Origin of the sequence: Actinoplanes sp. NBRC 101535 (genome assembly GCF_030269225.1) — a bacterium.
Taxonomy (GTDB): Bacteria; Actinomycetota; Actinomycetes; order Mycobacteriales; family Micromonosporaceae; genus Actinoplanes; species Actinoplanes rectilineatus.
In genome coordinates this window covers 290,083-303,811 of the sequence record NZ_BSSY01000005.1, presented here as the reverse complement: position 1 = coordinate 303,811, position 13,729 = coordinate 290,083, and the positions used below count along the sequence as shown (strand labels likewise).

At 70.6% G+C, this 13,729-nt stretch carries 16 protein-coding genes; 6 read left to right on the top strand and 10 right to left on the bottom strand.

From position 1 onward, the window contains the following. Window positions 1–9: 9 nt before the first annotated feature. Together QSK32_RS16245 and kdd are read right to left on the bottom strand one after the other, a co-directional pair. Window positions 10–1,548: an amidohydrolase gene (locus tag QSK32_RS16245; RefSeq protein ID WP_502872537.1), complete on the bottom strand. Its 1,539-nt coding sequence runs from the start codon at window positions 1,546–1,548 to the stop codon at window positions 10–12. 23 nt (window positions 1,549–1,571) lie between these two features. Beyond that, window positions 1,572–2,600 carry an L-erythro-3,5-diaminohexanoate dehydrogenase gene (kdd, locus tag QSK32_RS16240; protein WP_285472388.1) on the bottom strand — a complete coding sequence of 343 codons (1,029 nt, stop codon included), beginning with the start codon at window positions 2,598–2,600 and terminating at the stop codon, window positions 1,572–1,574. 136 nt (window positions 2,601–2,736) lie between these two features. On the opposite strand from kdd, the gene QSK32_RS16235 reads away from it, so the two are divergent. Next, window positions 2,737–4,089: a KamA family radical SAM protein gene (locus QSK32_RS16235; protein ID WP_285472387.1), complete on the top strand. Its 1,353-nt coding sequence runs from the start codon at window positions 2,737–2,739 to the stop codon at window positions 4,087–4,089. Between the two features lie 60 nt (window positions 4,090–4,149). On the opposite strand, the gene QSK32_RS16230 is transcribed toward QSK32_RS16235, so the two are convergent. Next, window positions 4,150–4,341: a CsbD family protein gene (locus QSK32_RS16230; protein WP_045741800.1), complete on the bottom strand. Its 192-nt coding sequence runs from the start codon at window positions 4,339–4,341 to the stop codon at window positions 4,150–4,152. Between the two features lie 175 nt (window positions 4,342–4,516). Here QSK32_RS16230 and QSK32_RS16225 point away from each other — a divergent pair, with 175 nt between their 5' ends. After that, window positions 4,517–5,254, top strand: a complete 738-nt coding sequence (locus QSK32_RS16225) for a class I SAM-dependent methyltransferase (RefSeq protein WP_045741844.1) — start codon at window positions 4,517–4,519, stop codon at window positions 5,252–5,254. A gap of 35 nt (window positions 5,255–5,289) precedes the next feature. Here the strand turns inward: QSK32_RS16225 and QSK32_RS16220 are convergent, their stop codons facing one another. Then, window positions 5,290–5,979, bottom strand: a complete 690-nt coding sequence (locus tag QSK32_RS16220; RefSeq protein WP_285472386.1) for a TetR/AcrR family transcriptional regulator — start codon at window positions 5,977–5,979, stop codon at window positions 5,290–5,292. A 77-nt stretch (window positions 5,980–6,056) separates the two neighbouring features. Here QSK32_RS16220 and QSK32_RS16215 point away from each other — a divergent pair, with 77 nt between their 5' ends. The 4 genes from QSK32_RS16215 to QSK32_RS16200 all read left to right on the top strand — a co-directional run bounded on the left by QSK32_RS16215 (window position 6,057) and on the right by QSK32_RS16200 (window position 9,420). Then, complete coding sequence (locus QSK32_RS16215) at window positions 6,057–7,520, top strand: MFS transporter (RefSeq protein WP_285472385.1); 1,464 nt, start codon at window positions 6,057–6,059, stop codon at window positions 7,518–7,520. 167 nt (window positions 7,521–7,687) lie between these two features. Continuing rightward, window positions 7,688–7,855, top strand: a complete 168-nt coding sequence (locus QSK32_RS16210) for a hypothetical protein (protein ID WP_157410940.1) — start codon at window positions 7,688–7,690, stop codon at window positions 7,853–7,855. Beyond that, complete coding sequence (locus QSK32_RS16205; protein WP_157410939.1) at window positions 7,852–8,274, top strand: hypothetical protein; 423 nt, start codon at window positions 7,852–7,854, stop codon at window positions 8,272–8,274. The genes QSK32_RS16210 and QSK32_RS16205 overlap by 4 nt, the downstream gene beginning before the upstream one ends. A gap of 579 nt (window positions 8,275–8,853) precedes the next feature. Further along, the gene (locus QSK32_RS16200) at window positions 8,854–9,420 is read left to right on the top strand and encodes a TetR/AcrR family transcriptional regulator (protein WP_045741796.1); all 567 of its coding nucleotides are present in this window, start codon (window positions 8,854–8,856) and stop codon (window positions 9,418–9,420) included. A gap of 122 nt (window positions 9,421–9,542) precedes the next feature. On the opposite strand, the gene QSK32_RS16195 is transcribed toward QSK32_RS16200, so the two are convergent. The 6 genes from QSK32_RS16195 to QSK32_RS16170 form a co-directional block, all read right to left on the bottom strand. Further along, window positions 9,543–10,328, bottom strand: a complete 786-nt coding sequence (locus QSK32_RS16195) for a hypothetical protein (RefSeq protein WP_045741795.1) — start codon at window positions 10,326–10,328, stop codon at window positions 9,543–9,545. Further along, window positions 10,325–11,251: a hypothetical protein gene (locus tag QSK32_RS16190; RefSeq protein WP_045741794.1), complete on the bottom strand. Its 927-nt coding sequence runs from the start codon at window positions 11,249–11,251 to the stop codon at window positions 10,325–10,327. The genes QSK32_RS16195 and QSK32_RS16190 overlap by 4 nt, the downstream gene beginning before the upstream one ends. A gap of 114 nt (window positions 11,252–11,365) precedes the next feature. Next, window positions 11,366–11,809, bottom strand: coding sequence for an Lrp/AsnC family transcriptional regulator (locus tag QSK32_RS16185; protein ID WP_045741793.1), 444 nt, complete (start codon window positions 11,807–11,809; stop codon window positions 11,366–11,368). A 27-nt stretch (window positions 11,810–11,836) separates the two neighbouring features. Then, entirely contained in the window at window positions 11,837–12,976 is a 1,140-nt protein-coding gene (locus QSK32_RS16180; RefSeq protein WP_045741792.1) for an acyl-CoA dehydrogenase family protein, read from the bottom strand. 120 nt (window positions 12,977–13,096) lie between these two features. Continuing rightward, window positions 13,097–13,507: a hypothetical protein gene (locus tag QSK32_RS16175; RefSeq protein ID WP_045741791.1), complete on the bottom strand. Its 411-nt coding sequence runs from the start codon at window positions 13,505–13,507 to the stop codon at window positions 13,097–13,099. Next, the gene (locus tag QSK32_RS16170) at window positions 13,504–13,683 is read right to left on the bottom strand and encodes a hypothetical protein (RefSeq protein WP_045741790.1); all 180 of its coding nucleotides are present in this window, start codon (window positions 13,681–13,683) and stop codon (window positions 13,504–13,506) included. The genes QSK32_RS16175 and QSK32_RS16170 overlap by 4 nt, the downstream gene beginning before the upstream one ends. Window positions 13,684–13,729 lie beyond the last annotated feature (46 nt).

Below are 13,729 nucleotides of genomic sequence, written 5' to 3'. Positions count from 1 at the left end.
AGCCCTCCCCTACAACTCGAAGATCGTCTCGCCGTGCAGCACCGTGCGCCGGCACACCGGCCGGCCCGGCACCACCCCGTCGATATCCGGCAACAGCGCCGGAAGTCCCTGCGCCAACCCCGACGGCGTGTCCCACACCGCGAACGTCGCCGCATGCCCCGGCGCCAGCACACCCACCCGCTCCGACACGCCCGCCGCCCGCCAGCCACCCCGGCTCGACGCCGCGAACGCCGCCCGCACACTCATCCGGAACCGCGGATTACGCGGCGCCGCAGCAGCCACCACCACCGCCCACGGATCCAGCGCCGTCACCGGCGAATCCGACCCGAACGCCAGAGCCACCCCGGTCGCGTGCAACGCACCGATCGGATTCGTCGCCAACGCCCGCTCCACCCCGAGACGCTGCGCGTACATCCGGTCCGGGCCACCCCACAGGGCATCGAACACCGGCTGCACCGACGCGATCACCCCGAACTCCACCATCCTCGCGATCATCGCCTTGTCGATCAGCTCGACGTGCTCGATCCGGTGATGCCCCTCCCGCAACGTCTCCACCCCGACCTGCTTCGCCGCCAGCGCGAAACCCTCCAGCACCGCCGCGATCGCCGCATCCCCGATCGCATGGAAACCGCCCTGGACACCGACCCGCACACAGTCGAGCAGATGCTCCGCCGCCTGCTCCGCAGTCACGAACGCCTCACCACACCCATGCTCACCATCGGCATACGGCGACCGCACCGACGCCGTCCGCGACCCCAGCGCACCATCCGCATAAAGATCACCGGCCGCACCCCGCGCGCCCAACTCCCGCGCCCGCCGCGCACCACCGAGCTCACCCCAGTAGCCGAACACCTGCGGCAGGCCCTGCTCCGACAACCGCAGCACCGACAGGAGATCGTCCTCGCTCGACGTCCCCGGCCCACCACACTCGTGCACCGCCGCGATCCCCAGCTGCGCCGCCCGCCGCAGAGCCGACGTCTGCGCCGCGGTCCGCTGCGCGGGAGTCAACGCACCGAGCGCCACCTCCCGCACCGCATGATGCGCCTGCTCCCGCACCCAACCCGACTCGTCGAAACCCTCCACACCCCGCGCCACCGGCAACAACGACGCCGACACCAGAGCCGAATGCACCGACGCCTGCGACAGGTACACCCGCCGGCCCGCCGCCGCCCGGTCCAGCTCCCGCGCCGACGGCGGCGTCTGCACCGCCCACGTCGACTCGTCCCAGCCGTGCCCGTGCACCACCGCATCCGCCGGACGCGACGCCGCGAACCCGGCCACCGCCTCCAGCAACGCCGCCGCCGACCGCACCCCGGACAGATCCAGACCGTCCAGCGCCAGACCGGTGTCCGTCGCATGCAGATGCGCGTCCACGAACGCCGGCGTCACCAGCGCACCGTCCAGATCCACCGTCCGGTCCGCCACCGGCGCCTCCGCCGACGCGCCCAGCCACTCGATCGCACCACCGTCGGTCACCATCGCGGTCGCCCGCGGCTCGGCAGCCGAGTAGAACCGGCCGTTGACGTAGCGGACGCGTTCCCGCTTCACGGGGGGAATGTGTGTCATGACCGTCAGTCTGCCGAAATCCGCGCCTCGAACAACGCACGCACCGCGGGCACCGCACGCACCAACCCCACCGCGAACTCCGCGTGACCGGGCACATACCCATTGCCGACCAGCATCGTCACGTCCGCAGCCAGGCCCTCGGCCCCCAGCGCCGCCGCCGGGAAACTCGTCGCCATCGAGAAGAAGATCACTGTCCCGCCCGGCGCGGTCGACAGGATCGCCCCGTGCTCACAACCCGGCACATCCACACACACCACCGTGATCGTCGCCGGACCCCCCAGCGCCCCCGCCACCGCCCCGGCGACCGCCACCGGGTTCCGCGCATCCGCGACCGCCACCGCATCGGCCAGACCCGCGGCCCGTAACGTCGCCGCCTCCGCCTCGGTCGGCACGATCCCGACCGTGCGCGCACCGGCCAGCCGCGCCGCGGCCAGGGTCAGCGAACCGCTCTTGCCCGCACCACCGAACACCGCCACGGTCGGCGCGCCCGGACAGCCGCGGACGACCCGGTCGGTCAGCGCCGGCGCACCACACACGTCGTAGACGGCCAGGGCGAGCTCCGGCGACAGGTCGTCGGGCAGCACCCCGACGATCGACCGGCCGAACAGGATCGCCGTGCCGTCCGCCGGCACCTGCTCACCCAGCCCGTCCCAGTCCCGCAACCCGTCGGTGATCAGCAACGGGGTCAGCGTCAGCGACACCAGCGTCGCCACCCGGTCCCCCACCTTCACCGGCAGCGGCGACTCTCGCCCGACCTCCTCCACCACACCGATCAACATGCCGCCCGAACCCGTCACCGGGTTGTGCATCTTGCCCCGCGACCGCACGATCTCCAGCACCTCGGCCCGGATCGCCGCCCCGTCACCCTCATGCTTGCCCGCCAGCTGCCGATAGCTGGCGGCGTCGAGATTGAGCCGCCGCACCCGGATGCGCACCTCGTCCGGCCCGATCACCGGCGACGCGTCCAGACGCCACGCCGCCTGCGGCAGCACACCGGCCGGCTCCAGCACCCGCCCCAGACCCACCGAAACCACGCGCAACACCCCTCCCGACGTTAAACAATCGTGCCCAGACGCTGCTACACCGTAAATCCTCCGTCAACATGCTTACCAGACCGCAGATTCTCCAGTACGTTGATCGGATCCGCCAGCCCACCACGGGGAGGTACCGGTGCAGCCCTACGAATACCGCCGGCGCGAGCTGATCGAGCCGGACTGGACCCGGTTCCCCGGCTGGCGCACCGTCACCACCGCCCAGTGGCACTCCGCCCAATGGCAACGCGTCAACTGCGTCAAGAACGTCAGACAACTGCGCGCCGTCCTCGGCGACCTCGTCGACGACACCTTCTACGCCGACCTCGAGACCGACCAGCAACGCCTGGCCACCATGTCGATGCTGATCCCGCCGCAGATGCTCAACACCATGGTCGCCGACCGGGCCCCGGACACGGCCGCGTTCTACGCCGACCCGATCCGCCGCTACATGCTCCCGGTCGCCACCGACCGCCACCTCGACTGGCCGTCACACCCGCACGCCGCCCGCGACAGCCTCCACGAACACGACATGTGGGTCGCCGAGGGCCTCACCCACCGCTACCCCACCAAGGTCCTCGCCGAACTGCTCTCCACCTGCCCGCAGTACTGCGGGCACTGCACCCGCATGGACCTGGTCGGCAACAGCACCCCCACCGTCGACAAACTGCGCCTCACCCTCAAACCCGTCGACCGCTACGCCGCCCACATGCAATACCTGAAAGACCATCCCGGGGTACGCGACGTGGTCGTCTCCGGCGGCGACGTCGCCAACGTCCCCTGGAGACAACTCGAGCAATACCTCATGGGCCTGCTCGCCGTCCCGACCGTCCGCGACATCCGCCTCGCCACCAAAGCCCTGATGGGACTCCCCCAGCACTGGCTGCAGGACGACGTCGTCGAGGGCATGCACCGCGTCGCCGTCACCGCCGAACGCCGCGGCGTCAACCTCGCCGTGCACACCCACGTCAACCACGTGAACTCGCTGACCCCCCTGGTCGCGAAAGCCGTCCGCACCCTGCTCGAGGTCGGCGTCCGCGACGTCCGCAACCAGGGCGTGCTCATGCGCGGCGTCAACGCCACCACCGAGGACCTGCTCGACCTGTGCTTCGCCCTGCAGGGCGAGTCCGGGATCCTGCCGTACTACTTCTACATGTGCGACATGATCCCCAACGCCGAGCACTGGCGGGTGCCCGTCTGGCACGCCCAGCAACTGCAGCACGACATGATGGGCTACCTGCCGGGGTACGCGACACCGCGCATCGTCTGCGACGTCCCCTTCGTCGGCAAACGGTGGGTGCACATGGTCGCCGAGTACGACCGGGAACACGGCATCTCGTACTGGACGAAGAACTACCGCACCTCGATCGAGGCCGCGGACGGCGACGCCCTCACCAAACTGCACGCCTACTACGACCCGATCGACACCCTGCCCCGGGCCGGCCAGGACTGGTGGCGCAAGCAGCAGGCGACGACGCTGACCGTCGCCTGAGCTCTGTACACGAGAATGCCCCGGCCGGTGACGGCCGGGGCATTCTCGTGTACGCGTGGGTCAGCTGAAGGCGTCGCGGACGTCGCGGCCGGCGTCCTTCACGTGCTCGCCCGCCTGACGGGCGTGCGCCGCGGTCTCCTGTGCCTGGCCCTCGACGACCATCCGGTCGTTGCCGGTCGCCTCGCCGATGCCCTGCTTCGCCTTGCCGGCCAGCTCGTCGGCCTTGTTCTTGACCTTGTCGGTGATGCTCATCGTCGAACTCCTCCTCGGTCGTGCCGGAACGTGTCCGGTTCAGCCGTATCTCATCGTTTTTGTCTTCCGGGGATGTGATGCCCGCAGGGCTTCCTTTTGAAACCACCCGACTTGTCGGCGACGCCGGACACAGCGCCTAGAGCATCCTAGGACAATAGGGTCTAGGATCGTGATCATGGAGCTACCCGTCACCCCCGGACCGTCCGACCACGCCGCATCGTTCGGCGCCGCCGCCGGAGCCTACGAGCGCGGCCGGCCCCCGTACCCCGAAGAGGCCCTGACCTGGCTCCTGCCCGCCGGCGAACCGCGGGTCCTCGACCTCGGCGCCGGCACCGGCAAACTCACCCGCCAGATCCGCGCCCGCGGCCTCGACGTCGTCGCCGTCGACCCCTCCCCCGGCATGCTCGGCGAACTCACCCGCGTCCTGCCCGACGTCCCCGCCCACGTCGGCAGCGCCGAGACCATCCCCCTGCCCGACGCACACGTCGACGTCGTCCTCGTCGCCCAGGCCTGGCACTGGGTCGACGCCGCCCGGGCCCTCCCCGAAATCGCCCGCGTCCTCACCCCCGGCGGCCGCCTCGGCCTGATCTGGAACCTCCGCGACGAACGTACCGACTGGGTCGCCCGCCTCGGCGAGATCATCGGCAGCGCCGAGATGAACCGCGACAGCCGCATCGGCCCGCCCTTCGGCGACGTCACCGAGCAATCCTTCACCTGGGCCCACCACCTCGAGGCCGACGAGATGCTCGACATGGTCGCCTCCCGCAGCGGCATCATCCTGCTGCCCGCCGACGAACGCGCCGCCGTGCTCGCCCAGGTCCGCCAACTGATCGCGACCCACCCGGCACTGCTCGGCCGCAGCACCCACGCCCTGCCCTACGTCACCGCCTGCGCCCGCGCCGACCTGACCTGACCTGAGGCCCTCCCCCGACCGCGCCGGCTTCTCAATCAGCTGTCGTGCTCCGCGGCCACCTGCGCCCGTAGGCCGTCGAGTAGCAGGTCGAGGCCGGTGAGGAACTGCTCCCGGTCGTCGTGTCGAGCCAGGTCGGCGGCGATCCGGGTCACGAACGGGAACGCCCGCGGGTCCAGCGCCGCCCACTGCCGCGCCTCGTGCTCGAGCACACCGTCGCGGCTGACGCCCGGCTCGACCGCCGACGCCCGCCCGGCGTCCTGCGCGGTGACACTGGTCAGGTAGATGAGGATCGCCGTGGCGACCGTGAAGTGCCGCCCGGCGGGCAGCCTGGTCTCGGCGAGGAGACCACCGATGCGTTCCAGTAGACCCATGGTGTGCGGCATGGTGTGGACCGCGATGACGTGCGGCGCCGCCCAGCCGTGCTGGTCCAGGGTGTCGTAGACGGCCAGCGCGAGCGCCCGCATCCGGGCCTCCGCGTCGCCGTCCGGCTCAGGGCTCAGCGCGGCCAGGGCGGCGCCGATCACATGGTCGGCGGCCATCAGGACCAGCTCGTCCTTGTTGGCCACGTGCCAGTACACCGCCCCGGCCCCGGTCTGCAGCCTCTCGGTGAGCAGCTTGAACGTCAGACCCCGCTCGCCGTGCTCGTCGAGAAGCTCGACGGCGGCCCGCACGACGACCTCGCGGGACAGGGCATCGGTGCGACGGGTTCGGCTCTTCGGCGGCATACCCCTATCTTGACACATCTTGGAATGGCATTCCATACTCGGTCAAGCATTGGAACGTCATTCCAGAGGAGGGGTTCATGAACGTCGCCGTGATCGAGGAAGTCCCCGGGAAACCGCACGCAGGCTCCCTGCGGGCCGTCTGGCCCGCGATCCTCGGCCTGTCGGTGGTCTTCCTGGTGGAGATGCTCGACAACTCCGTCCTCAACGTGGCCCTGCCCACCATCGCCCAGGAACTCAAAGCCTCCACCTCGGCCCTGCAATGGATCACCTCGGGCTACTCACTGCTGTTCGGCGGCCTGATGATCGCGTTCGGCGCGATCGCCGACCGGTACGGCACCCGCAGAATGATGCTGATCGGCCTGAGCCTGTTCGCCCTGGCGAACCTCGCCGTACTGTTCGTACACACACCGAACCAGCTGATCGCGGTCCGCGCCGCGATCGGCATCACCGCCGCGATGACCGCGCCCGGCACCATGGCACTCTGCTTCCGCCTGTTCGACCAGGAGAACCTGCTGATGCGGGCGACCTCCCTGATCGTCACCGTCGGCCTGGTCGGCATGGCGATCGGCCCGACCGTCGGCGGCCTGATCCTGCAGATCCTGCCCTGGCAGACCCTGCTCGTGATGAACGTGCCGATCGCCCTGCTCGCCATCGGCTGCATCCGCTTCGGCATCCCCGCCGACGACCCGGCCAAGCGCAACACCACCCCGCTCGACCTGCCCGGCGCCCTGCTCGGCACCGCCACACTCATCCTCACCCTGTGGACCGCCACCCTCGCCGTCGAGGACGGCTGGAACACGCCCACCCCCTGGACGGCCGCCGCCGGCACCGTCCTCGCCGCCGTCGCCTTCGTCGTCCGCGAGCGCAGCACCACCCACCCGATGTTCGACTTCGTCCTGCTCAAGCGCCCCGCCGTCGCCGCCAGCCTGGCGTACGAGGCGGCACTCGGCCTCGGCACGGCCGTCATCGCCTTCACCGTCACCCTGCAATTGCAACTCGTCTGGGGCTGGTCCCCCGCACAGGCCGCACTCGGCAACCTCCCCCAGGTCGTCGTGATGCTCGCCATCGGCCCGTTCGTCGAGAAGATCGTCGACACACTCGGCACCCACCGCGCCGGCATCCTCGGCGCCTCGTCGTTCCTGACCGGCATGCTCATCTACGGCCTCCTCGGCCGGCAGGGCTACGTGTGGATCGCGATCGCCCTGGCGCTGACCGCCGCCGGCATGCGCATCGTCGCCACCATCGCCGGCGTCACCGTCATGCGCGGCCTGCCGGAGGACCAGACCTCGATCGGCGCCGCCATGAGCGACACCAGCCAGGAGGTCGCCGGCAGCGTCGGCACAGCCGTCACCGGCACGATCGTCGCCGCCGCCCTCGGCGGCACCCTGATCACCGTCGGCGCCACCGCCGCCGGCATCCACACGTTCGAGAACGCCGTCACCACCGCCACCCTGACCCTCACCGCGCTGTGCGCCGCACTGATCGGATGGGCCGCCCTCCGCAGCGCCGAGATCCCCGTCACCGCCCCCTCCGGCGAATGAGCAACAAGGACCACGGCACACCAGGGCCCAGGACGAAACGATCAGACGCCGGCAGGGCCCTCGACGCCGACCACGGTGACCTGTCGGTCGCCTCACCGACGCCCGCGACGATGCCCGGCGAAGAACGGGCTGGTTACCGCTCCCGTACGCGCCGTATCCTGGGCGGCATGACTCAGCCCACCGCCGAACGGCCGCTCCGCGAGGTGCTCGCCGAACGTGGCATCACCGTCCGGCCCGGCGGCCTCGCCCGCGCCCGGCAGCGCATCGACGCCGCCCGCGCCGCCCGCGACCCGCAAGCCCGGGCCGCGCTGCGCGCCCGCCTCGAGGCCGCGTGAGCGACGACCCTCTGCACGGCCGCGTCCCCCTGCTCGTGCTCGACACCTCGGCGGTCTCCGCGTACGCCCAGGGCTCCCTCACCGTCGGCGAACTCCTCATCGAGATCGACGAGGAACACGGCGCCGTGCTGGTGCCGCTGCCGTGCCTGTCCGCCGCGGCCACCCTGACACCGGACCGTCTCGACGCGATCGAGGTGCTCATCGCGCACCCCAGCGTCCTCGTCTTCACCGACGACCCGGCCGACTGGCGGGCCGTGACGACCCTGCGCGCGCTGCTCGGCGACTACGAACGGGCGCTGGCCGCGATCGCCGCGGTGGAGTACGGCATCGACATCCTGACCCACGACGACACCGCCTACGAGGCGCTCAAGGGCGGCAGCATGACGATCCGGATCGACGACGACATCGCTGACGACTGACGTCACGGGTCGCTGAGCGGGTCGCTTCACTGACGGGGCCGCGGGCTTCATCGCGGCCGGCCTGGACACGTTTCATGGTCGGGTTCCGCGTGGTGACTTCGGGCGTCCAGCCCGCCCGTAATCAACACACCCACCACCGGTGTGGTGACTTCGGGCGCCCAGCACGCCCGAAAACAACACACCCGAGCCGGTGTGGTGACTTTGGGCGCCCAGCACGCCCGAAAACAACACACCCGAGCCGGTGTGGTGACTTTGGGCGCGCTGGACGCCCGAAAACAACACAGCCCCATGGGTGTGGTGACTTTGGGCGTCCAGCGCGCCCGAAATCAACACGCGGACGGGCTTCGGACCCTGATGACGAAACGTGTCTGGCGGGTCGGCGCCGGGAGCCGTGGTCGGTTTCCCTGCATGGCTGACGGCCGAACCTTACTGGTCAGTACACGGGACGGACTTCGGCCGTACCCGAGACACGATTTCAATCCTGAGCAGTTTGCCGTCAGTGGCTCACTGGGCGGCACCGCACAGCCTCTACCGCGTCCTAGGAGGCTAGGTGCATTGCTCTGTGACACCATCGCAGCCATGCCCAAGAAGGTGGACCGCGGCAGCCGCCGCACCCTGATCGCCGACGCGCTGCGCCGGGTCGCCGCCGAACGCGGCCTGGAAGCGGTCAGCCTGCGGCACGTCGCCGCGGAGGCCGGCGTGTCCGCCGGGATGGTGCAGCACTACTTCCGCGACAAGGACGAGATGATGACGTTCGCGCTTGCCACGATGCGCGAGCGCAGCCAGGAACGGGTCGGCGCGGCGGTGGCGGCGCTCGGGCCGCAGCCGGGACCGCGGGAGATGCTGCGGGCGATCATCACGGCGATCCTGCCGCTGGACGAGGAGAGCGCGGCCGACGGGCGGGTGGCGCTGGCGTTCCTCGCCTACACCGCGGTGCGCCCGGACGCCGCCGTGGCGCTGCGTGACGACACCGACCGGATGCTCGGGTTCGTCGCCGGTCTGCTGCCCGGTCCCGCCGCCATGAACTCAGCGGCGGGACTTCTGGCGATCATGGAAGGACTGGGGCTGTATCTGCTCGGTGGGCAGTACAGTCCGGACCAGGCCAAAGCCGCGCTGGAAACGCAACTCGACCTGCTTTTCTCGTGAGACGGCGGTCAGCCCGCTGAGCCTTCGCCGCCCTTGTTCGTCAGCATTTCTCGCCTCCCGAGTTCACGGGCGTCACGGTTCGTGCCTCCCGGGCCGGGGCGCCCTCTGATTCGATTATCAGCCTAGTCCGTGGAACGCCAGGCCACGCGGATATCCCATTCGTAGCGGGCCTCCGTGGCGGGCTCCGCGGAAATCCAGACCACCGTCCGGACGCGGTCGGCGCTCAACTCGGCGCTCTGCGTACCCCGGCGATTGCGCTCCTGGACAGTGACCGCCCGGGCACCGGAATGAAACACGAAACGCACTGTCAGGCGCCGGATGCGGATGTCGCGCAGGTCGTAACGGAACACGTCGACACCACTGGCGCGTAACGGATTCCAGAGCCCGTGCGGAATCGTGTAGGACAACGACCACCGCAATTCCCCGGGGCGCGGCGGCGGAACGAACGACACCACCCCGCGACCCGTGCTCCCGGACGGTTCCCAGGACGCCACGGTCGGACCCTTCACGGCGATCTCCGGGGTCACCGGCGGATTCTGGGTGTCCGAACCGGCATAGGCCGAGATCAGTGTCAGTGCCCTCCGCCGCAACGAACGCGCCGAGAACGTGGACCGTTTCTCCAGCACCCGGTCGTCCTCCGGCCGCGCCCCCACCCACACCGTCAGGTCCAGGTCCTCGGTGAAACCGTCCCGGTCGTCGGAGACGGGCCGGCGCAGCCGGACCCGGGGCCGCGGCACCCCCCGGTGCAGCAGCACCGCCGCGGCCACGCAGAGCAGCGCCACCCCGGCGGCCAGCCCACGCCGCAGCGTGCCGTCGACACTGACCGCGAGGATCGCGTTCGCACACGCGAGGCCGGCCACCGCGAACCGGAACGCGCCCGGGCCGAACTCCGGCAGCCACCGCTTCACGACGCGCCTCCCGGCCGGACGAGTTCGAGGTACCAGCTGATCGGGTCGGCGGCCGGCCCCGCACCGGGCAACTCACCCACCGCGGTGACGGTGTACCGGTGCCGGCCGGACCGGTCCTTGCTGAAGGTGACCCCGGGCGGCACGAACCCGGGGTCGGCCAGAGTGCCCAGCTGCGGCGGGACACCGAACACGAACGTCACCGACCGGACCGGGCTGCGCCGGCCGGACTCCTCGTCCAGGCCGACCGCGGGCGGAATCCAGGAGAACTTCTGGTGCCGGTCCCGGCGCAACGGATCCCAGTAGCCGCGCGAGACGTACCGGGCCGACCATTCGACCCGGTCGCTGGGCGGGGCGAACAGGACCAGCGCCCGGGGCAGCCGGCTGCGCAGGCGGATGAAACCGGCCTGCTCCGGTTCGCTGCGGTGCTTCGGGGTGCGCTCGACGCGCAGACCCACCGAATCCCAGTCCAGGTCGTGGGTGGGACCGCGGCTGGCCGCCTCGAAATGCCCCCAGTAGACGTTCGGGCCCAGCACCGGCGTGACCGCGTGGAACTCCTCGACCCGGTCGTCGCCGGGCCGCTCCCCCAGGTCGAAGACGATCGTCAGGTCGTCCCAGTACGGGCGGTACCCGGCCAGGGTGGTCTCCAGCGCGGTGTTCGTGTCGACCAGCTCGGCCACCGGCGGTCTCTCCACGACGGCGGCCGGTTCCGCGGCGGCCCGCTCGTGCTTGCGTCCCACCTGGTACGCCGCCGGCAGCACACTCGCCGCGACCAGCACCGCGAGGATGGTCAGGCCCTCCCGTGTCAGATCACCGGTGCTGGCCACCTGGATCACGTTGGCGACGGTGCCGCCGAGCGCGATCAGGTAGTAGTAGACCAGCGCCAGCGGGCTGCGCCGGGCGAGATCGTCGGGGTCGTCGCCCATCGCACGGCCTCCGGCGGTCTCTCCACGACACGACATCAGGCCCGCAGCCTATGAAGATGCGGAGAACGCGCGACAGAGGGAAATCCGACCCGGTGACCGGGCGCGGGCCGGATCTCACCCGATCCGGGGCGGGCGGTTCTCGTACGGCGTGGACAACACGACAGTGGTGCGGGTGGTGACGTTCGCGGCCGTCCGGATGTCCTGCAGCAGACGCTCCAGGTCGGACGGGGACTTGACCCGCACCAGCAGGGTGTAGAAGTCCTCACCGGCCACCGAGTAACACGACTCGATCTCGGTCAGGTGCGCCAGGCGTTCCGGGGCGTCGTCGGGCTGCGACGGGTCGAACGGGCGGATCGCCACGAACGCGGTCAACGGCAGGCCCAGCGCCTCGTAGGACACGCGAGCGGTGTAGCCCGCGATCACGCCACGCTGCTCGAGGCGCCGGACCCGCTGGTGCACGGCGGACACGCTGAGGCCGACCCGCTCGGCCAGGTCGGTGTACGACAGCCGGCCGTCCACTGTCAGGGCCGTCACGATCGCCTGGTCGATCTCTTCCACGGGCGCAACCCTACCGTTCGTTGCTTTTCAGCCGGTCAACGACCGTGCGATCACCAGCCGCTGGATCTGGTTGGTGCCCTCGACGATCTGCAGCAGTTTCGCCTCCCGGAACCAGCGCTCGACCGGATGGTCGGCGACGAAGCCGTACCCGCCGAGGACCTGCACCGCGTCGGTGGTGACCTTCATCGCGACGTCGGTGGCGAACAGCTTCGCCTTGGCGGCCTCGATCGAGAACGGCCGGCCGGCGTCCTTGAGCCGCGCGGTGGCGAGCAGCAGCGCCCGCGCGGCGGACACCTGGGTGGCCATGTCGGCGAGCATGAAACCGAGCCCCTGGAACCGCCCGATCGGGGTGCCGAACTGCTCGCGTTCCTTCGCGTACGCCACGGCGTAGTCGACGGCGGCCTGCGCCAGCCCGACCGCGCACGCGGCGATCCCGAGGCGCCCGGCGTCGAGGGCCTGCATGGCGATGGTGAACCCGCCGCCCTGCTCCCCGACGAGCCGGTCCTTCGGCACCCGGGCGTCCTCGAGGACGATCTGCGCCGGAGCGGCGGACCGCAGGCCCATCAGCCGTTCCCGCGCCTGCGGCAGCAACCCGGGGGTGGCGGCGTCGGCGAGCAGACACGAGATCCCGCGCGGGCCGGGGCCTCCGGTCCGGCAGAAGATGTTGTAGAAGTCGGCGAACCCGCCGTGCGTGATCCACGCCTTCGTCCCGGTCACCACGAAGTCGTCGCCGTCGGCCACCGCCCGGGTGGTCAGCCCGGCGGCGTCGGAGCCACCGTGCGGTTCGGACAGCGCGTAGGCGCCGAGCAGGTCGCCCCCGACCATCTCCGGCAACAGTTTGCGCTGGGCCTCGCTGCCGAACGCGGCAACCGGGAAACACGACAGGGTGTGGACGCTGACCGCCTCGGCGATGGACAGCCAACTGCCGGCGAGGATCTCCAGAACCTGAAGATAGATCTCGTACGACTGACCGGCGCCGCCGTCGGCCTCCGGGTAGGGCAGGCCGAGCAGTCCGGAACGGCCGAGCGTCCGCACCACCTCGCGGGGGAACTCCCCGCGCGCCTCGAACTCGTCGACGCGCGGGGCGAGTTCCCGCTCGGCGAGTTCCCGGGTCAGGTCGAGCAGTTCGTGTGCCTCGGGGGTGGGAAGCATGCGATCCACGGTCATGCCCGTCAGATTAACGGCCGTCAGGGCCTCCCGGGGCTCTCGTCGATCGATCGATCGGTGCCTCGTGGCGCTCGCGGCGCGAGGCGGTGGCGGTCGAGCGCCGTCGACCGCCACCGGCGTTCAGATGGCGAGGGTGGACAGATGGTGACCCAGATAGATCGGGGGATAGCGGGTGACGACGATGCCGTCCAGGACCGTCGCCTCGTGCACCACGTGGCCGATCATCTGGGGGCTGGTCAGGTCGCGGTAGGGCAGGCCCAGTTCCAGGCGTTCCCGGGCTATGTCGGCGGAACGGGTGGAGCGGTGCAGGTCCGGCGCCGGGATGGTGACACCGCGCCAGGCGGCGAACCGGTCCCAGACCGCGGTGCTCAAGGCGAGCGTGACCTGGGCGTCGAACTGGGCCATCATCGGGATCACCAGCCTCAGCTTTCCCTCGGCCGCGCGGTCCAGATCGAACATCAGGTCGGGGTGGCCCTGGAGAAGCTCCACCACGGCGGAGGCGTCCAGGACCCGGGGGCGGTGAAGGCTCACTCGATCTCCGCCGCACGGCGCAGGGCGAGCATCTCGTCGGCCACCCGTTCGGCCTCGGTGATCCGGGCCTGATAGGAGTCCCGCTCCTGCAGTGTGGGCTCCCGGACGGGGACGCCGAGAAGGCCGGAGAGCCACTGTGCGGCGGTCGTTCTTCGGCTACTGAGGGGTTGTCGCATGCACGGTAGACTAGGGGCGCGGAAACGGGCTCGGCCATGTCATCAC

Excerpts from the sequence above, each read along its gene's own strand:
- QSK32_RS16230 (WP_045741800.1), bottom strand. The coding sequence starts at position 4,341 with ATGAGCATCACCGACAAGGTCAAGAACAAGGCCGACGAGCTGGCCGGC.
- QSK32_RS16225 (WP_045741844.1), top strand. The coding sequence starts at position 4,517 with ATGGAGCTACCCGTCACCCCCGGACCGTCCGACCACGCCGCATCGTTC.
- QSK32_RS16220 (WP_285472386.1), bottom strand. The coding sequence starts at position 5,979 with ATGCCGCCGAAGAGCCGAACCCGTCGCACCGATGCCCTGTCCCGCGAG.
- QSK32_RS16215 (WP_285472385.1), top strand. The coding sequence starts at position 6,057 with ATGAACGTCGCCGTGATCGAGGAAGTCCCCGGGAAACCGCACGCAGGC.
- QSK32_RS16210 (WP_157410940.1), top strand. The coding sequence starts at position 7,688 with ATGACTCAGCCCACCGCCGAACGGCCGCTCCGCGAGGTGCTCGCCGAA.
- QSK32_RS16200 (WP_045741796.1), top strand. The coding sequence starts at position 8,854 with ATGCCCAAGAAGGTGGACCGCGGCAGCCGCCGCACCCTGATCGCCGAC.
- QSK32_RS16190 (WP_045741794.1), bottom strand. The coding sequence starts at position 11,251 with ATGGGCGACGACCCCGACGATCTCGCCCGGCGCAGCCCGCTGGCGCTG.
- QSK32_RS16180 (WP_045741792.1), bottom strand. The coding sequence starts at position 12,976 with ATGACCGTGGATCGCATGCTTCCCACCCCCGAGGCACACGAACTGCTC.
- QSK32_RS16170 (WP_045741790.1), bottom strand. The coding sequence starts at position 13,683 with ATGCGACAACCCCTCAGTAGCCGAAGAACGACCGCCGCACAGTGGCTC.